Origin of the sequence: Streptomyces venezuelae (genome assembly GCF_008642315.1) — a bacterium.
Lineage (GTDB): Bacteria > Actinomycetota > Actinomycetes > Streptomycetales > Streptomycetaceae > Streptomyces > Streptomyces venezuelae_D.
This window is the reverse complement of the sequence record NZ_CP029192.1, coordinates 14,938-33,246: the sequence shown is the minus strand read 5'-3', so window position 1 is coordinate 33,246 and position 18,309 is coordinate 14,938. Positions and strand designations below refer to the sequence as shown.

Annotated in this window: 16 protein-coding genes; 10 read left to right on the top strand and 6 right to left on the bottom strand. The window is 72.3% G+C overall.

Features of this window, described 5'->3' with window-relative positions; translation table 11 throughout:
* Positions 1-18: 18 nt before the first annotated feature.
* The 5 genes from purB (at position 19) to DEJ48_RS00140 (ending at position 5,654) form a co-directional block, all read left to right on the top strand.
* The gene (gene purB, locus DEJ48_RS00160) at positions 19-1,308 is read left to right on the top strand and encodes an adenylosuccinate lyase (protein ID WP_150213274.1); all 1,290 of its coding nucleotides are present in this window, start codon (positions 19-21) and stop codon (positions 1,306-1,308) included.
* Positions 1,292-1,732 (top strand): GNAT family N-acetyltransferase, encoded by a 441-nt coding sequence (locus DEJ48_RS00155; protein WP_150213272.1) that lies wholly within the window; start codon positions 1,292-1,294, stop codon positions 1,730-1,732. The genes purB and DEJ48_RS00155 overlap by 17 nt, the downstream gene beginning before the upstream one ends.
* Before the next feature lie 75 nt (positions 1,733-1,807).
* Complete coding sequence (locus tag DEJ48_RS00150; RefSeq protein ID WP_150213270.1) at positions 1,808-2,569, top strand: response regulator transcription factor; 762 nt, start codon at positions 1,808-1,810, stop codon at positions 2,567-2,569.
* 68 nt (positions 2,570-2,637) lie between these two features.
* Entirely contained in the window at positions 2,638-4,092 is a 1,455-nt protein-coding gene (locus DEJ48_RS00145; protein ID WP_150213268.1) for a multicopper oxidase family protein, read from the top strand.
* 26 nt (positions 4,093-4,118) lie between these two features.
* Entirely contained in the window at positions 4,119-5,654 is a 1,536-nt protein-coding gene (locus DEJ48_RS00140; protein WP_223831811.1) for an MDR family MFS transporter, read from the top strand.
* A gap of 94 nt (positions 5,655-5,748) precedes the next feature.
* Here DEJ48_RS00140 and DEJ48_RS00135 read toward each other — a convergent pair whose 3' ends face one another.
* From DEJ48_RS00135 to DEJ48_RS00125, 3 genes are all read right to left on the bottom strand, one after another.
* Entirely contained in the window at positions 5,749-6,834 is a 1,086-nt protein-coding gene (locus DEJ48_RS00135; RefSeq protein ID WP_150213265.1) for a methyltransferase, read from the bottom strand.
* Positions 6,835-6,963: 129 nt separating this feature from the next.
* A complete protein-coding gene (locus DEJ48_RS00130; RefSeq protein WP_150213263.1) occupies positions 6,964-8,607 on the bottom strand; it encodes a lyase family protein in 1,644 nt (547 codons plus the stop codon).
* The gene (locus DEJ48_RS00125; RefSeq protein WP_150213261.1) at positions 8,604-10,631 is read right to left on the bottom strand and encodes an FAD/NAD(P)-binding protein; all 2,028 of its coding nucleotides are present in this window, start codon (positions 10,629-10,631) and stop codon (positions 8,604-8,606) included. Before DEJ48_RS00125 ends, DEJ48_RS00130 begins: the two co-directional genes overlap by 4 nt.
* A gap of 745 nt (positions 10,632-11,376) precedes the next feature.
* On the opposite strand from DEJ48_RS00125, the gene DEJ48_RS00120 reads away from it, so the two are divergent.
* Positions 11,377-12,198, top strand: a complete 822-nt coding sequence (locus tag DEJ48_RS00120) for an AfsR/SARP family transcriptional regulator (RefSeq protein ID WP_150213259.1) — start codon at positions 11,377-11,379, stop codon at positions 12,196-12,198.
* A 189-nt stretch (positions 12,199-12,387) separates the two neighbouring features.
* Here the strand turns inward: DEJ48_RS00120 and DEJ48_RS00115 are convergent, their stop codons facing one another.
* From DEJ48_RS00115 to DEJ48_RS00105, 3 genes are all read right to left on the bottom strand, one after another.
* Positions 12,388-13,401, bottom strand: coding sequence for a ParB/RepB/Spo0J family partition protein (locus DEJ48_RS00115; protein ID WP_223832406.1), 1,014 nt, complete (start codon positions 13,399-13,401; stop codon positions 12,388-12,390).
* A gap of 396 nt (positions 13,402-13,797) precedes the next feature.
* The gene (locus tag DEJ48_RS00110) at positions 13,798-14,787 is read right to left on the bottom strand and encodes a winged helix-turn-helix domain-containing protein (protein WP_150213255.1); all 990 of its coding nucleotides are present in this window, start codon (positions 14,785-14,787) and stop codon (positions 13,798-13,800) included.
* Between the two features lie 218 nt (positions 14,788-15,005).
* Positions 15,006-15,392, bottom strand: a complete 387-nt coding sequence (locus DEJ48_RS00105) for a winged helix-turn-helix transcriptional regulator (RefSeq protein WP_150213253.1) — start codon at positions 15,390-15,392, stop codon at positions 15,006-15,008.
* Positions 15,393-15,493: 101 nt separating this feature from the next.
* Between DEJ48_RS00105 and DEJ48_RS00100 the strand changes: the two genes are divergently transcribed.
* The 4 genes from DEJ48_RS00100 to DEJ48_RS00085 all read left to right on the top strand — a co-directional run bounded on the left by DEJ48_RS00100 (position 15,494) and on the right by DEJ48_RS00085 (position 18,302).
* On the top strand, positions 15,494-15,895 hold the full coding sequence (locus DEJ48_RS00100; protein ID WP_150213251.1) for a RidA family protein: 402 nt from the start codon (positions 15,494-15,496) through the stop codon (positions 15,893-15,895).
* A 92-nt stretch (positions 15,896-15,987) separates the two neighbouring features.
* Positions 15,988-16,749, top strand: a complete 762-nt coding sequence (locus DEJ48_RS00095; RefSeq protein ID WP_223831810.1) for a HEAT repeat domain-containing protein — start codon at positions 15,988-15,990, stop codon at positions 16,747-16,749.
* A 5-nt stretch (positions 16,750-16,754) separates the two neighbouring features.
* Positions 16,755-17,762, top strand: coding sequence for a HEAT repeat domain-containing protein (locus DEJ48_RS00090; protein ID WP_150213250.1), 1,008 nt, complete (start codon positions 16,755-16,757; stop codon positions 17,760-17,762).
* 126 nt (positions 17,763-17,888) lie between these two features.
* Positions 17,889-18,302 (top strand): ANTAR domain-containing protein, encoded by a 414-nt coding sequence (locus DEJ48_RS00085; RefSeq protein WP_150213248.1) that lies wholly within the window; start codon positions 17,889-17,891, stop codon positions 18,300-18,302.
* Positions 18,303-18,309: the final 7 nt, after the last annotated feature.

Below are 18,309 nucleotides of genomic sequence, written 5' to 3'. Positions count from 1 at the left end.
CAGAACAGGGGCCGTTGCATGATCGCCCGATACACCCTGCCCGAGATGGCGGAACTCTTCAGCGACCAGAACCGCTACGCCACCTGGGTCCGCGTGGAGATCCTCGCCACCGAGGCACAGGTACGCCTGGGACGCGTCCCCAAGGACACCGTGCACGACATGCGCCGCGCCCCGGTGCCGCTCGCCCACCGCATCGCCGAGATCGAGAAGGACCGCGACCACGAAGTCCTCTCCTTCCTCGCCGCCTACTGCGAGAACATCCCCGAATCCTCCGCCCGCTGGGTCCATCTGGGCATGACCAGCTACGACCTGGTCGACACCGCCCTGGGCCACACCCTGGCCCGGGCCACCGACCTGCTCACCGCCGCCGCCCGCCGCCTGCGCCGCACCCTGGTGGCCCGGGCCCGGGAACACTTCGACACCCTGATGGTGGGCCGCACCCACGGCATCCACGCCGAGCCGACCACCTTCGGCCACAAACTCGCCGGCTACGCCTTCGCCGTCGACCGCTCCCTGACCCGCCTGGCCGCCGCCCGCGAAGCCGTCGCCGTCGGCACCGTCTCCGGCTCGGTGGGCACCTACGCCCTCATCGACCCCTACGTCGAACAGTACGTGTGCCAGTCGCTGGGCCTTGGCATCGAACCCGCGCCCAGCCAGGTCGTCGCCCGCGACCGGCACGCCCAACTGGTGCAGGCCGTCGCCGCGCTGGGCGCCTGCGTCGAACAGATCGCCCTGGAGATGCGGCTGCTGCAGCGCACCGAGGTCGCCGAGGTCGAAGAACAGCGCGCCCCGGCCTACCAGGGCTCCAGCGCCATGCCCCACAAACGCAACCCCACCACCAGCGAACGGCTGTGCGGCCTGGCCCGCCTGCTGCGCGGCTACGCCACCACCGCCCTGGAGGACGTCGCGCTGTGGCACGAGCGGGACCTGGCCCACCAGTCCGTCGAGCGGGTCATCCTGCCCGACAGCCTGGCCGTGGCCCACTTCCAGGCCACCAAGGCCGAAGAGCTCCTGGCCCACCTCACCGTGCGCCCCGAGGTGATGCGCGCCGCACTGGAGCGCGCCCACGGACTCATCTACAGTTCGGCCGTCCTGGTCGACCTGCTGGGCGAGGGCACCGAACGCGAGCGCGCCTACCGCCGCGCGCAGGCCGCCGCCAACCGGACGGCGGCCACCCACACCCCCTTCAAGGACACCCTGGCCACCGAGGGCGTCGAGCTGCGCGAAGAGCTGCGGCCCGAGCGTTTCCTCGTCCACCACGACGTCATACGGCGGCGATTGGAGAAGCTCGATGAGCTGGAAGACTGAACGCGCCCACGGAGCAGACCTCGACCTGGACGAGGTCCTGGCCGTCTACCACGCCTCCGGCCTGGGCGAGCGCCGCCCGGTCCAGGACCGCGAGCGGATGGCGGCGATGGTGCGCGAGGCCAACCTCGTCGTCGTCGCCCGCGAGGCGGACGGCACGCTGATCGGCATCGCCCGCAGCATCTCCGACTTCTCCTACGTCACCTACCTCTCCGACATCGCCGTGATCCGCCGCCACCAGCGCTCGGGGGTGGGCCTGGCCCTGATGGAGGAGACCCGCCGCCAGGCCCCCGACGCCAAGGTGGTGCTCCTGTCGGCGCCCGCCGCCACCGGCTACTACCCGCGCGTGGGCTTCACCCGGCACGAGTCGGCCTGGGTCCTGAACCCCGGACAGCCCCTGCAGGGCCCGCCGGCCCCAAAACCCTAGGCGGACCCGGAGCACCGGGCGGACCACACCTGCGCCACCGGCCCGCCCGGGCACCGCACACCCCACGGGGGAGGCATGAGCCACATACCGTCACCGGCACTGCTGGAGCCCGTCGCCGCCGTGCCCGAGACCGCCCGCCCCACCGAGCCGGGCACCCCCACGCCGGCCCGCGCCCCCACCGGCCAGCGCATCCTGGTGGTCGACGGCGACGCGGCCCTGGCCGGCTCCCTCACCGCCCAGCTGCGCCGCCACGGCCACGACCCGGTCGGCGTGCGGCACGGCAGCGCGGCCCTGCACGCCTACCAGGACGTCGAACTGGTCCTCCTCGACCTCGACCTGCCCGACCTGGACGGCCTCCAGGTGTGCCGCGCGATCCGCGAGGTCAGCCGCGTCCCCATCATCATCGTCACCGCCCGCCGCTCCGAACTGGACTGCGTCCTTGGCCTGCACGCGGGCGCCGACGACTACGTCACCAAGCCCTACGGACTGCGCGAACTCATCGCCCGTATCGAAGCGGTGATGCGCCGCACCCGCTGGCAGCCCGCCGCGGCCCGCGAGATGGACCTGGGCCGGCTGCGCATCGACGTCGACTCCCGCCAGGTCACCGTCGACGACCAGAACGTCGCCCTGACCCGCAAGGAATTCGACCTGCTGTGCCTGCTGGCCGCCCAGCCCGACACGGTCATCCCGCGCAAACAGCTCCTGCAGCAGGTGTGGGGCGACTCCTGGTCGCGCCGCACCATCGACACCCACGTCAGCAGCCTGCGCGGAAAACTCGGCGGCAACGGCTGGGTCGTCACCGTACGCGGCGTGGGCTTCAAACTCGGCACCGGCTGACCCCCGGCCCGCCGCCCACCGCCCCCTCCTTCCCGCCGCCAGCGGCGCCGACCAGCCCTGGAGAGACCATGATCACCCGACGCAGTGCCCTGAGCGTCACGCTCGCCGCCGGCGGGGCGGCCCTCACCGGCGCCGGCCTCACCCCGCTGCTCGCCGCCCGCGCCCGCCCCACCACCGGCACCCCGGCCGCCGCCAAGGCCCAGGCGGTGGAGAAGTTCCGGCGCCCGATGCCCCTGCTGGCCGAGAAACGGCCCACGGGCCGCACCGCGACATCCGACGTGTACGTGATGACCATGAAGCCCGCCCGCGCCCAGATCCTGCCCGGCCCGCCCACCGACGTCCTCACCTACGACGGCCACTTCCCCGGCCCCGTCATCCGCGCCCGCACCCACCGCCCCGTCATCGTCCGCCAGCGCAACCGCCTCACCGTGCCCACCGCCGTCCACCTGCACGGCGCCGAGGTGCCCCCCGACAGCGACGGCGACCCCATGGACGTCATCGAACCCGGCACGGACCGCCTCTACCACTACCCCAACCGCCAGCCGCACGCCCCGCTGTGGTTCCACGACCACGCCCACCACCTCGAGGCGGAGAACGCCTACCGCGGCCTGTCCGGCTCCTACCTGCTCACCGACGCCACCGAACGCGCCCTGCCCCTGCCCCGGGGACGCTACGAAGTCGTCATCGCCCTGCGCGACGCCCGCTTCGACGCAGCCGGCCAACTCGCCTACGCGATGGGCGACCGGGCCCGCAACACCCTGCTCGCCAACGGCGTGCCCTACCCCTACTTCCAGGTCGCCGCCCGCAAGTACCGGCTGCGCCTGCTCAACGCCTCCAACCAGCGCCGCTTCGAACTGCGTCTGGCCGACGGCAGCCCGCTCACCCAGATCGGCTCCGACGGCGGCCTGCTCACCGCCCCCCACACCACCGACCGCATCGCCCTGTCCGCGGGCGAACGCGCCGACGTCGTCGTGGACTTCTCCCGCTACCCGGTGGGCACCAGCGTCGTCCTGAAGAACACCACCGGCACCGGACCCGCCGACGAGATCGGCGAGATACTCCGCTTCGACGTGGTGCGCACCGCCCACGACCCCAGCCGCATACCCGCCCGGCTGCGCACCCTGCCGCCCCTGCCCCGCCCCGACACGGAACGGACGGTGGTGCTGCGCATGGACGAGGGCGGCGAACACCCCGGCGCCTACATCGACGAGAAGGAGTACGACCCCCAACGCGTCGACGCCCAGATCAAGTTCCGCACCAGCGAGGTCTGGACGGTCACCAATGCCAACGCCCGCGCCGAGCACAACTTCCACCTGCACCTGGTGCAGTTCCGCGTCCTGGAACGCGCCGGGCGGCCCCCCGAGCCGGGGGAGAGCGGCCTGAAGGACACCATCCACCTCGCCCCCGGCGAAACCGTCCGCCTCCAGGCCCTCTTCGACAGCTACCGCGGCCGATACCTCTACCACTGCCACATGTTCGAGCACGGTGTGCGGGGCATGATGGCCACGATGCACATCCGATGAGGCGCACCGGCCAGAAGGAGGAGCCCGTGGACGCCCCGACGGACCAGGCCCCGGCAGCACGGCGTGAGCGGGGCCCGCGCAGCGTACGCCTGGCGCTGATACCCCTGCTCCTTGCCATGCTGCCCTCCTCGCTGGGCACCACCATCGTGGCCACCTCGATGCCCACCATCGCCGGCGAACTGGGCGGCACCGCCTACCTGTCCTGGGCGGTGACCTCCTACACGCTGGCCGCCGCCGCCTCCATTCCCGTCTGGGGCAAGCTCGGCGACATGTACGGGCGCAAGCGGTGGCTCGTGGTGGCGATGTCGGTGTTCCTGACCGGGTCGCTGCTGTGCGGGCTCGCCCAGGACATGCCCGAGCTGATCGCCGCGCGCACCGTGCAGGGACTGGGCGGGGGAGGCCTCGCGGTCGGTGTCATGGCGGTCATCGGCGAACTGATCCCGCCGCGCGAACGCGGCCGCTACCAGGGCATGATCACCAGCGTCATGGTGTTCTCCATGACCGTGGGCCCGCTGATCGGCGGCTCCATCACCGACTCGGTCGGCTGGCGCTGGGCGTTCTGGGTCAACCTGCCCGTCGGCCTGCTCTCACTGGCCCTGATCGCCCGCCTGGTGCGGGTGACCGGCCGGCGCAGGAAGGCCCACATCGACTACGTGGGCGCGCTGCTGCTGGTCGTGTGCATCGTCTCCTTCGTGCTGGTGGTCACCTGGGGCGGCGTCGAACACGCCTGGACCTCGGCGACGATCGTGACGCTGTGCGTGCTGTCCGCCGCGGCGCTGGCCGGCTTCGTCCACGCCCAGTCCCGGGCCCTGGAACCGGTGCTGCCCCCGCACCTGTTCGGCGACCTCAACTTCTCCCTGATGGCCGCGCTCAGCTTCACCAACGGCTTCGTGATGTTCGGCGCAGTCCTCTACCTGCCGCTCTACCAGCAGGCCGTGCACGGCGTCTCCGCGACCGGCTCGGGCCTGCTGCTGCTGCCGATGCTGGGCGCCCTGGTCCTGGCCTCCCAGCTGTCGGGGCGCACCGTGGCCCGCACCGGCCGCTACAAGATCCTCCAGGTCACCGGGTCGGCCGCGATGCTCACCGGCACCCTGCTGCTCTCGCACGTGGGCACCACCACCTCACGCCTGTCCGCCGCGCTGTTCATGGCCCTGCTGGGGGCCGGCATGGGCTTCTTGGGGCAGAACGTGATGACCGTCGCCCAGAACAGCGTCGGCGCCCACGAGGTGGGCGTCGCCTCCGCCGCGATGACGCTCTTCCGCACGCTGGGCCAGTCGGTCGGCGTCGCCGTCATGGGCACCTTGTTCAACCACCGTGTACGCGAGGTGATGAGCGGCCACACCCACGGCACCGCCCTGCACCGGACCCGTCTGGACGCCGAGAGCATGAACCGCCTGGACGCCGGGGTGCGCGCGTTCTACCGCGGTGCCGTCGCCCAGGGCGTGCGGGGCGCGTTCGTGCTGGCGTCGCTGGCGGCGGGCCTGGCCCTGCTGGCCGCGCTCCTGGTCCGCGAGGTCCCCCTGCGCGCCACCCGCAAGCAGCAGCACAAACAGGGCACCTGACAAAAGGCTCCGGCGCCGCACCCCCCTCTTTCTCCCCCGGCCGTGACGGCCGGGGCGGGGGTGCGGCGCCGGAGCGGGCACCGGGCGGGTCGGCTCAGCGGGCGCTCGCCTCGACGATCGAGATCGCCGCCGGGGTCTGCACCACCCGCTCCAGCTGGAACCCCGCCTTGCCCAGCAGGTCGGCGTACTGGGCGCGGGTGCGTTCCTTGCCGCCCACCAGCAGCATCAGCCACAGGTCGACGAGCTTGCCCGAGTGCGGTCCGTTGACCTTGTCGGGCACGACCATCTCCATCACCAGCAGGCGCCCGCCGGGGTTCATCGCCTTGCGGACGTTGCGCAGGATCTCCAGGGCCTGCGGCTCGGGCCAGTCGTGCAGGATGTGCTTGAGGATGTACGCGTCCCCGCCGGCCGGCACCGCGTCGAACAGCCCGCCGTCGGCGATCGTGCACCGCTGCGACACCCCCTGCTCGGCCAGGAAGCCGGCGGCGCCGTTGGTGCCCACCCGGGGGTCGGAGAGGATCCCGCGCGCGGCGGGCGTCTTCTTCAGCACCCCGGCCAGCAGATCGCCGCGCCCGCCGCAGAAGTCGACCACGGTGGCGTAGCGGGCGAAGTCGTAGGCGGCCAGCAGCGGTTCGGTCTCCGTGCCCGACATCGCCCCCATCCCGTCGGTGAAGATCGCCCCGTACTCGGCGTTGGCCTCCAGGTACTCGAAGGCGCCCATGCCGCGCAGCTTGGGCAGGCTCGGCTCACCGGTGCGCACCGCGTCGACCAGGTGCCCCCAGTCCTCCCAGTGGATGGGGTGGCCCATCAGCCGGGCTATCCCGTACATCGACATCGGGGCGTCCTTGATCAGGGCCCGTGCCATCGCCGTCAGCGCGAACCGCCCGTCCTTGTGCTCGGTGAAGATGCCGTAGGTCGCAAGGAGGCGCAGCAGGCGGTGCAGCGAGTCGGCGTCCGCCCCGGCGCGCTCGGCGATCTGCTCCGGGGCCAGCGGCCCGTCCTGGAGGGTCTCGGCGATGCGCAGTTCGGCGGCGACGTAGATCGCCTGGCTGACCATGGCGCCCTGGACGAGTTCGAGCAGCGCGAACGGCGGGGGTGCGAGCTTGCGCGTCAGGCTCTGCAGCGCGGCGCGCACGCTTTCGACGGCGCGGACGACACGGGCGGGCGGCAGTGGCGGCATGACATTCCTCCGGCTGAGTGCTGGACGGTTGCGGACGAAAGCGACGGTGCGAGAGAAGACAGAAGAGAACAGGGAGAGAAGGAAACAGGGAGAGAAGGGAAGAGCGGGGAAGGCAGGGGCGAGCGGGTTTCATCCCCGCAGCGCACGGTCCACCAGCGGCCCCGCGGCCCCGGTGTAGTGCCGCGGATCGAGCAGCCGCGCCAGCTCCTCCTGGCTCACCACCCCGGCAAGGGCGGGCAGTTCGGCCAGGACCCGGCCCAGCGGCCGCCCGGTCTCCCGCACCTGCTGCGAGGCGCGGGACAGCAGCTGCTTGGCCACGCTCCTGCCCAGCAGGGGCGCCAGGTGGGCCGCCAGCCGCTCGGAGACGACCTGACCGGCCGTCATATCAAGGTTGGCGCGCATCCGCTGGGGATGCACCACCAGCCCGGCGGCCAGCTCGGCGGCCGCACGGGCGGCGCCCCCGGTCAGCCGCAGGCACTCGCGCAGCGGCTGCCACTCGGCATGCCACAGCCCCGCCGAACGCTCGTCCTCGGTGGGCAGGCACTGCGCGAGGACCGCACCGAGCGCGGGCACCTGGACGGCGGCCGAGCGGATCAGGGTGGCCAGGACGGGATTGGCCTTGTGGGGCATCGCCGAGGACGCGCCGCGCCCGTCGGGGGCTGGCTCGGCGACCTCGCCGATCTCGGTACGGGCCAGGACCTGCACGTCCGCCGCCATCTTGCCCAGGGCACCCGCGGTATGCGCCAGCGCGGCCCCCAGGTCGGCGACCGGGGTGCGCAGGGCGTGCCAGGGCAACACCGGCCGCCCCAGCCCCGTCTCCACGGCAAACGCCCCGACCAACGCGTCCAGCACGTCCCCGTCGCTGCGGGCGCCGTCGTCGCCAGGGGCCCGGTCCGCGTGCTTCGGGGTCTGGTCCGCGTGTTCGGCGGTTTGGCCCGTGTGCTCGGGGGCCCGGCCCGCTTCCTTCGGGACCTGGTCCGCGTGCTTGGGGCTCTGGTCCGCGCGCTCCGGGGTTTGGCCCGTGTGCTCCGGGACCCGGCCCTCGCCCTCTGGGACCCGGCCCGCGTCCTCCGGAGCCCGGTCCGCCCGCTGCGGGGCCTGTTGGGCGTACTGCAGGTAGCCGGCCAGCGTGCCGGCCGCTCCGCCCAGGGAGATGACCAGCGACTCCTCGGCGACCCGTTCCAGGCGTGCGACGGACTCCAGCACCAGGTGGCGCCAGCCGGCCGCCTTGAGTCCGAACGTGGTGGGCACGGCGTGCAGGGCCAGGGTCCGCCCGGCCATCACCGTGTCGCGGTGGGCGCCCGCCAGTTCGGCCAGCGACGCGGCCGTCTCGCGCAGGTCCGCGACGATCAGCCGCAGGGCACGCGCGGCCACCAGCATCGCGCCGGTGTCGAAGACGTCCTGGCTGGTGGAGCCGCGGTGCACGTACTCGGCCGCCTCCGGCGCCCGGCGGGCGACCTGCCGGGTCAGCGCGGCCACCAGGCCGACCACCGGATTGGCCGTCGAGCGGGCGGCCAGCGCCAGGGCGCGCACATCGAAGTGCTCGGCCCGGGCGGCGGCGGTGATCGCCTCGGCGGCCGCGGCGGGCACCGTGCCCGTGCGCGCCTGCGCCCGGGCCAGCGCCGCCTCCGCGTCGAGCATCGCCTGCAGCCAGGCCTCGTCGCCGACCGCGGCCTCGACGGCGGTGCCCGCCCGCACCGGCGACAGCAGCCCCGCGTCCGGCTGCGCCGGGGGAGCGGCCGCCTCCGGGCCGCCGCTGCGTTGTGTCCTCACGGCTGCACCCCTTCGCCTCCGGCTGCTTTGACCCTGTCCTCGCCAAGCCCGGGGCCCGCCGCCGCGCGGGCCGGGGCGGGCAGGGCCAGCACCGCCCCCGCGATGGCGTCGGAGTCCTCCAGCGTCACCGACCCGACGCCGGGCCGGATGCCGGCGGCCGTCACCCAGTGCACCGACTCCGTGGGCACCCCGTAGGCGAAGCGCCGCCGGTGCGCCGCCCCCTGGGCGTCCAGCAGCTGGAAGGTGCGAGTCACGGCGAGGCCGCCCGTCTCGTACTCCTCGACGCGGTAGGGGCGGCACTGCCCCGCGGCGAGGAGCCCGCGCATCAGCGGGTCGTCCGTGCGGCGCAGGTCAATCTCGGGCAGCCGCGCCTCGATCAGCACACCGGCCCGCACCCGCACGCCGGGCACCAGCGCCGAGGTCCCCACGAACCCGGCCCCCGTCCCCGCCCCCGCGCCGCCGCCACCGCCCTCGGCGGCGGTGACGCGGATGCCGGGCAGGGACACATCGAGCACCCCGGCCTCCATCAGCGCGAGCATCTCCTCCACCCGCCCGGCGGGCGGCCCGATGGACAGATAGGCGTTGAGCGGCGTGTACCAGCCCTCCAGCTCGCCGCGGTGCGAGGCGCCCGAAAGACCGCCGTGGTCCACGGCCAGCCGGATCTCGTTGCGCAGGTCGCGCAGTACGTCCAGCGCGGCCTTCAGCGGCCCGCGCACATTGCCGCGCCGCGCCTGCGCCACGTCCTGTTCGAGGTGGCCGCGCAGCCAGGACCGGAACTGCGCCGCGTCGGTGAAGACCCGGGAGCCGTAGGGGCGGGCGAGCGCCTCCCAGTCCCAGCGCGCCTCCCGGCCGATCCCGGCGGCCGCCAGCACCTCCTCCTCGGCCGGCCCCGGCGCCGCGGCCAGGAAGGCCGCCGCGAAACGGGCCACCGCCGCGGGCGCCTGGTCGCGGCCGGCCAGCAGCGCCTCGTAGTACACGCACTGCACCTCTTTGGAGATCAGCGGCCACAGGTCGCGGCGAAAGCACAGCGGGCCGCGGCCCGGCGCGCGCAGCGCCGCGACGTGCCCGGCGGTCAGCAGTCGCGGCCGGTAACGGCCGTGCGCGCCTTTCTCGTTGTCGCCGCGGGAGTGGTACGGGATGCCGCGCCGCGACCCGGCGTGCAGCCGCGGCTCGCGCCCCGATGGCCGGTAGACCAGCCGTCTGCCGACCCGCTCGAAGCGGCCGCCCCTGCCCTGGGTGAGCAGCGACATGTAGTCGAAGAAGTTCAGGCCGAGACCGCGCAGCAGCACGTCCTGGCCCGGCGCGAGGGGGGAGAGGTCCACGTCGGCGGGGTTGGCCGGCGCGACGTACAGCAGATCGTGCCGGGCGGCGAAGTCGGCCAGCGCGGCCTCGTGTTCACCCGGCCGCACGGGCAGGTGCCCCTGGGCGAGCACCACCGCGGACAGCCCCGAAAGCCGCGTGCCGTCCTCCAGCACCACCGTCTGCGCCCCCGCCCTGCCGGCAGGGGCGGTGTCCTCATCGGTGAGGGACACCGCCCGCACCCGGTGCACGCGGATGTCCACATGCGCCGGCGCGTCCGCCACGACCTGCGCGAACGCCCAGGCCAGATACCGCCCGTACAGGGCGCGGGTGGGGTAGCTGTCCGGGCCCAGCGCCCGCGCCTGGTCCAGCACGCCGGCGCCGCACGGGGTGGCGGGGCCGGGCGCCAGGGCGCCCCGGCCAAGGGCTCTGGCCCACTCGTAGAGGCTGGGTCCCTCCTCCAGCGGGCCGCGGATGCTGACGCTGTCGTCGGTGTAGACGGTGACCTGCGAGGCGACGGTGTTCATCAGCAGGTGCGGCGACTGCGCGGGCCGCCACACCCGGCCCGCGCCGGGCGGTGCGGGATCGACGACGTGCACGCTCACCCGGTCCCACAGCGGGGACTTGCGTTCCTGCGCGCAGATCCGCTCGAGCACGGAGAACCCGCGCGGGCCGGCGCCGACCAGGCACACCTCGGTGTGCTGAGCCAGGGGTCCTTGGGGCATGGTCGCGTGCTCCTTGTCGCGGAGGGCATACCGGCCTGAGAGGGCAACCGCCGCCGGGCGGTGCGCACCCACACTCCCCACGAGGTCAGGAGGCGGGCTCAACCAGGACTCGCGTCCCGGCGGAGTCCGCGGCCGCCCGCGGATCTCCCGACAGGCTGCCGGGGAAGGGAACCGGCAAGGAAGAGGGCAAGGAAGCGGGAAGGACCGGCAAGGACCGGCAAGGAAGCAGCCGCATTGCGCGTCCCGGTCCGCACGCACCGCTCTCGCGCGTTTATCAGAACTCCGCCGGAAGGTCCACGGCCGGAGGAATGCGTGAATGCGGACATGGCGCCGTGCCGGACACGGTCCCGTCCGGCGCAGCGTGACAGATCACAATCGGGCAGACCTTATTACAAGTGCGCGCGGCAGGGGAGACCTCATGTACGGAAGGGCGGCGGAGGTATTACCTCCGCTTCGCCCCCGGCGGACCTGTCGGGGCGCCCAGGGAAGCACTTGCCGCACCCGGCAATGAGTCGACACAATTCCGCTGGCCCATCAGTTATCGGTGGACAACGGCGAAAGTGACATCAGAGGGATACCTGAAAAGCGGTGGAGTATCTGCAGATCCGGGGCCGCTCCGGCGGCCGGTGTACCCGACGGATCGGTTGGCAGAGAGAGGCTGTGAAGTCCGCCATGCGACATGCGCTGCAGATCAGATTCGGTGCCGGCTCGCAAACGCGAAGCCGCCGGATTCTAGGAGGAATCTGTGAGGGTAAAAGTCCTCGGCCCGCTTGGTGCCGATGTTAACGGTGTGAATGTTGTGCCAACCGCAAGCAAGCCCCGGCAGATCCTGGCGCTTTTAGCCCTCTACCCGAGAAGGGTCGTGCCGATCTCGACGCTCATGGAGGAGATCTGGGGGGTCGACCTGCCCGCCAGCGCCATGACGACCCTGCAGACCTACATCCTCCAGCTGCGCCGGCGCCTGGGCACGGCCATGGGGCCGGACGCCGCGGGCAGCGCCAAGGACGTCCTGGTGACCCGGTACGGCGGCTATCTCCTGCAGATCCCGCCCGAACAGGTAGACGTCCACGAGTACGACCGCCTGGTGGCCGGCGGCCAGCGCGCCTTCGACAGCGGCGACGACCGGGCGGCGGCCACCCTCTTCGGGCGGGCCCTGGACCTGTGGGACGGGTCCGCGCTGGTCGACGTGCGCATGGGCTGCGTACTGGAGATCGAGGCCACCCGCCTGGAGGAGAGCCGCCTGGTCACCCTGGAGCGGCGCATCGACGCCGAGCTGCGCCTGGGCCGGCACTGCGAGTTCCTCGCCGAGCTGAGCGACCTGATCGCCCGGCACCCCCGGCACGAGGGCCTGCACTCGCAGGCGATGGTGGCGCTGTACCGCTCGGGGCGCCAGGCCTCGGCCCTGGATGTCTACCAGCGGCTGCGCTCCCGGCTGATCGAGGACCTGGGGGTGGAGCCGTCGCCGCAGTTGCAGCGGCTTCATCAGGCGATTCTCGCGGTCGACCCGCGGCTGGACGTGATCGCGGGGCCCCGTCCCTCCTCCACGTTCGACCGCTACGCGAGCTGAGCGGGCCCGTCCGCGGTGCCGTCGGCGGCATCAGCACCTCTTTGCGCGGCACACGTTCTACGCGGAGAGATGCCGCCCGCACCGTCCGGCCCGCCCCCGGCACGCGGGGGCCGACTGCGGAATTTCCTCAGTTGGACGCCCCGACGCCCCGACGCCCCGACGCCCCGGCGGGAAAACCGCCCGGGCGCCTCAGTTGGAGGCCTTGGAGCAGTCGTCGCACAACAGCTCCATGCGCGTGGCGATGCAGTTCCACTGGGCCGCGCACGCCCGGGCCAGGGCGGCGATCTTCCTCGCCTGGTGGGCGGGGGCCTGCAGGACCAGGCCGGGGTCGCTCTTGCGGATGATGCGGGCCTCCAGCCAGCGGATCATCTCCCGGCCGTCGTTGCTGTACTTCAGGGCGGGGTCCCGCTTCAGCGACTCGAGCTGGGCCAGGGGGTCCACGAGGGGGAGGGCCGCCTCGGGGCCGTGCGGCGCCCGGCTCCTGGCCTCCGCGCCGGCCGCGGCTCCCTCCTCCGCGCTGCGCAACCGTTTCTGCGCCTCCCGGGCCGTGGGCGCGGGCAGCGCGCCGGTCCCGGCGCTCTCCCGCAGGACGGCATCCGGCTCCGCGGGCAGAATGTGCGCACTCTTCTGGCGTTCTTTGTGGGAATTCAGCGGCCGTACGCGGCCGTCACGTCCGACTCTCATCGGGGCCTGGGCGATTTGTCCCGCGAATTTACGGCGCAGCACCCCGACGGTCTTGCCGGAAAGGCCGGTCTTCATGGCCACCGCCCGGTCCGACCACTCGGGGAAACTCTCCAGGATCTTCATCGCCGACTTCTTGCGGTCGGAGAGAGCCAGCGCCAGGCCGTGCTTCAGGTTCAGCTCGACGGCCAAGAGGAAGGCTTCCCTGTTCGATCCCTCGAAGTAACGGACCTCAATGGTTTCCTCGCCGTTCAGCCGCGCCACGTGCAGCCGGTGCATTCCGTCGATGACCTTCATCGTCGAACGGTGCACGATGATCGGCGGAAGTTTATCGGTGCAGGCCGCCAGAGTGCGTACATGATCCTGGTCGACACCGGCGAGACGGGGAGAATCCGCGTCACGGAGCAAGGTGATCGGAATCCTGATGATTGAAGCAGAAACTTCGGTCGAGTGGTCGGGCCCGACGGGCCGACAGAATTGATCTTTAGGAAGTTCCCCTCCAGGGGTGGCCTCCCCTGGCATTCCGATCATCACGCTGCTTCTCCTCCCCCGGACCGAAGCGCATAACGCGGCGAGAGTATCATGAGATTCCGCCATGAACAGAGAACTCTCCGGGATTTCATGCAATTGCGTTATGCCCGTTTTTTCCGGAGAAGGCCCCCGGCAACAGAATCCACCGGCGAGCACCGCGGCGGACCGACAACAAGCCATCTCACCCACACCCCCCACCTCCGTCCCCGCGGCCCCCCGAGCCGCCCCAGACCAGCCCCGACACCCCCCGAACCGCCCCCGGCCCCACAGCACACCCCAGCCACCCGCCCACCCGCCGGGCCCTGCGCACCCCGTGCGCCCGCCCCCACCCAGTCCACCCCCGAACCACCCCGCCCGGCCACCCCCACATTCAGCCACGCACCACCCTCACCCCGCGGTCCCGAGCAAATGGGTCCCTGCGTAAGTAGCGGTGTGCAAAGCGGTATTGCGGTGCCGCACGGTGTGCGAGAGACCCGCGGTGCGCAGCACCGTCGCATGCTGACTCGCGCTCGCCGGCGAGATCCCCGCACGACGCGCGAGCTCACCGGTCGTACAGCCCGGATGCTCGGCAATGGTCCACAGCACCACGGCCCGCGTATGACCCAGCAGCGCCGTCAGGGAATCGGGGACCGTACTGAGCACGCGGGCCGTCTCCACGGACGGCAGAAAAAGGTCCGTGTCACGTACACCTACGGGATAGGTCAGCCACGGCTGAGGCTCGGCGGATTCGTCAACGGCCGGAAACACCGCCCCGAACACCGACGGAATCAACAGCAGCCCGCGGCCCGCGAGATGAATGTCCCCCTCGAGCCCGGACGCCATCGTCAGCTCCAGCACCGGCGCGTCCCACCGGATGCAGCGCGGGTTGAGCCCCGACAGCAGCATGTCCAGCCCGCCGTGCGCCACCTGACGGGCCCGCAGCGCCCGGTCCGCACGGCTGAGCGCATCCATGTGCTCCTGATACGGCGCGACGACCTCCCGGTGCGCATGCGCCATCGCATCGGCCAGCTCCCCGAGCAGGCGCCGGTCACTGCCCAGCGACCGCGTCCACGCCGGTGCCGCCCGCCCCTGGCCGCGCTCCGCCCACGCCTGCATGTCCCGGCGGATCCGGGCGGCCGGGGTGGCCCGCACCTGCTCCACCGCCTCCTCGATGCCGGCGGCCCCGGCATGGTCCAGGAAGCCGACGCTCCAGCCCGTCGGCGGAATCAGGTCGAACAGCCGCCGCAGCGACTGCCGCCGCCAGGCCCCGAACCGCGCCGCATGCGCACCGTCCTGCAGCAGCCGCACCGCGATGTCCAGTTCCAGCACCGGACGGGGCCCCTCGGCCAGCCGGGTCCGGGCCAGATCGGCGGCGGTGAAGTGGATACGCAGCGGCATGCGCAGAGCCTGATCAAGATGTCGTTATTCGGGCTAGCCCAAAACACGTCGACCTGCATCACCGAACTGCGCCACGCTGGACCACGAGCAGCCCCGCCCCGGCCCCTTCGAGGGGGCCGGCCCCAGAGCGTGGGACGGCCGTGTCACGGGGGAACACGGCCGTCCCGCCCCACCCGGGTGTTGTCCTTTGAACCGAGGCCGGGCCACGTCGAATCGGCTCAGGCGTCGTCGAAACGGCCGCGCGCGTTCTCGATGTGGCCGAGGTGGCGGTGGGTCCAGCCGCAGATGGCGTCGACCGCGATGCGCAGGTCCCGGCCCGGGGGAGTGAGGGTGTACTCGACCCGCGGGGGCACGGTGGGGTGCACCTTCCGCCCGGCCAGGCCGTTGCGCTCCAGCATGCGCAGGTTCTGCGTGAGCATCTTGTGGCTGATGCCCTCGACCTCGTCGCGCAACTCGCTGAAGCGCAGGGTGCGTTCGCCGAGCGCCTCGATGATCAGGAGCGCCCATTTGTTGGCGACGTCGGAGAAGATCTCCCGCGCCAGGGAGTCCGCACGCCGCAGGTCGGCGTCCTCGGGCAGGCCCTTGAGCTGCTGCTTGGTCACCATGAGGTTCCCCTGTCACCAAAAAGTGCGTTCTTCCGGGTCGGCCCACACTCTCCTATGGTTCCTGGGTAACCACAAGAGAGCGATCCGGAAGGACCAGCACCATGACCACCTCCGACGTCTTCAACCACGACGTGCCCGCCGAGAGCGACTTCGGCTACGTACAGGCGATCAGGTCCGGCGACCTCGTCCACGTCTCCGGCCAGCTCGCGTTCGGCGAGGCGGGCGAACTCCTGCACGCCGGTGACTTCGCCGCCCAGCTCGAGCAGACCCACGCCAACATGGACAAGGTCCTCCGCCACTACGGCGCCACCCGCAACCAGATCGTCTCGCAGACCCTGTACGCGGTGGACCTGCAGCACAACGCCGCGGCGACGATGGAGGGCAACCTGGCCTACTTCGGCGAACACCGCCCGGCCGCCACGGCCTTCGGCGTCAGTGAACTGACCTTCCCCGGCCAGGTCATCGAGATCAGCTTCATCATCGACACGAAACTGCCCGCCTGACGTCCGACTTTCGGGGGCACGCCTTCGGCCCGCCCCGCTTGACCTTGACACAGTGGCAAGGTCTTCACTGCCTGCCAGAGAGAGGCGGGCCGATGACCACGACCACACAGACCCCAGACCCCACGCGCGTACTCCAGACACTGCACGCGCTGCGCAGCACCAACTCCTCCCTGCGCCTGCGCGCCGCCCTGGCGGCGGGCACGTCCCCCGATGCGCGCTATGTCGACGCACTCGTCGAACGAAGCGCCACAGAGCCCGAGTTCTTCGTCCGCGACATGCTGACGTGGGCACTCACCCGCCACCCCGTGTCCCTGACGCTGCCGGAACTGCTGCGGGAAGTCCGCTCGGAACGGGCGCAGGCGCGCAGCCAGGCCCTGCACACCCTGTCCAAGATCGCGGACCCGCGGGCCTGGCCGGCCGTCACACCGGAGCTGCTGGGCGACGCCGACGACGAGGTCGCCCGCAGTGCCTGGCGTGCCGCGGTCGTCCTCGTACCGGAAGGTGATGAGCCCTTGCTGGCCGCCGCCCTGGCGGCACAGCTCGGACGCGGCGGGCGCGAGACACAGCTGAGCCTCAGCCAGGCACTGGCCGCACTGGGCGACGTCGTCGAACCGGTCCTGCGCAAGGCGGCCGAGGACCACAACCACGACCCCGACGTACGGGCCCACGCCCTGGCCACCCAGTGGCTGCTGCGCGACCCGGACGCCGCATTCACGCCGGCGATCGAGGAGGCCAGACGCACCGTGGCCCTCACCGGCGCTCCGCTGGACGGCGGCACGCCCCAGGGCGGCGGCACGCCCCCGGGTGGCGGCACAGCCCAGGGCGGCGACGCCTTTCCGCAGGACGGACAATAGGGCCCGTGCTGATCGGTGAGGTGGCAAGACGGTCCGGAGTCAGTGCCCGCATGCTCAGGCACTACGAATCCCTCGGCCTGGTCCAGCCCTCGCAGCGGACCGACTCCGGCTACCGCGAGTACTGCGCCAAGGACATCCGGCGGATCTTCCACATCGAAAGCCTGCGCTCACTGGGCCTGTCGCTCCGCGACATCGGGCGCGCCCTCGACGACCCCGACTTCACCCCCTCGGCGCTCGTGGGCGACCTCATCGGCCAGACACAGGACCGCATCGCCACCGAGACCGAACTGCTCACCCGGCTGCGCCGCATCGACGCCGCCGACCCCACCGACTGGCAGGACGTCCTGAAGGTCGTCGCGCTCCTGCAGGCCCTGGGATCGCACAACGCCGACACCCGCCAGCGCGCGGCCCTCTCCACCGCCCACGGCACCCCCGTGCCGGTGGAGGCCCTGGTCGAGGCAGCGCTGAACGAAACGCAGCCGAACGTCGCGGGCACCCTGCGATGGGCGCTGGCGCAGGCACCCGACCACGCCCCGGCACTCCTGGCCAAGGGTCTTGGCTCACCCGTGCCCGCGGTACGCGGACGCGCCGTCCAGGCCCTGGCCAAGATGCCCGACGGCGAGAGCACCGCGCACCTGCGCCGCGCCCTGGCCGATCCCGACCCCGAGGTCCGCGGGCAGGCGGCCCTGGCGCTGGGAACACGCGCGCAGACCGCAGCGATCCCCACGCTCATCGACATGATCGTCACGGGGATCAACGACACCGACGCGGCCGACACCCTGAGCCGGCTCGCGGGCGAGGACACCGCGACGGCCCAGAGGATCACCACCCGCCTCCTCGACCACCTCGCCCACCACGCCACCGGGCCACCCGCACGCGGACGCCTGACCCAAGCACTCGCGGACATCCCCGGAACGAGCGCCACCCAGGCCCTCGTGGAGCTGTCGCACGACACGGACCAGGCCGTCGCCCTGACCGCCGCCTACCTGCTCACCACGCGTTCCGCCCCGTGAGAGGCCTCGATCCCAGGGGGCTTCTGCTGCGGGCGGCGGTGCGGAAAGCTTGTACCGTCCCGGTGCACACAACAGGGCACACCCCAGGGACACAACAGGGCACACCCCAGGGAAGAGGGTGAGGGCATGACGGTTCCCGAGGCAGCTCCCAGCGGCCCCCTGTGGCGGGACCGGCGCACCCAGCAGCGCATGGAGCAGTACGCCAGAGCCGCCGCCCAGCAGACCTGGAGCGTGCAGAAGCAGCAGCGGGCTGTCGAGATGCGGCTGCGCGCACTGTCCATGCGCGTGTTCACCCAGGCCGCGCGCGCGGCGCAGCCCCCCGCCGCCGTCCCGCCCGCCCCCGACCGCCACGGCACACCCACAGAACGCGCGGTGCGCGCCGCTGTGGTCACCGAACAGGCCAAAGGCGTCCTCGCCGCGCGCTTCGCCTGCACCCCGGAGCAGGCCCTGTTCCTCCTGCACGAGCACAGCCGCAGAACCAGCCTGCCCATCGCGGTCCTCGCCCACCAGGTCGTGCGGCACCGGGGCCTGGCCGCGTAGCCCTGCG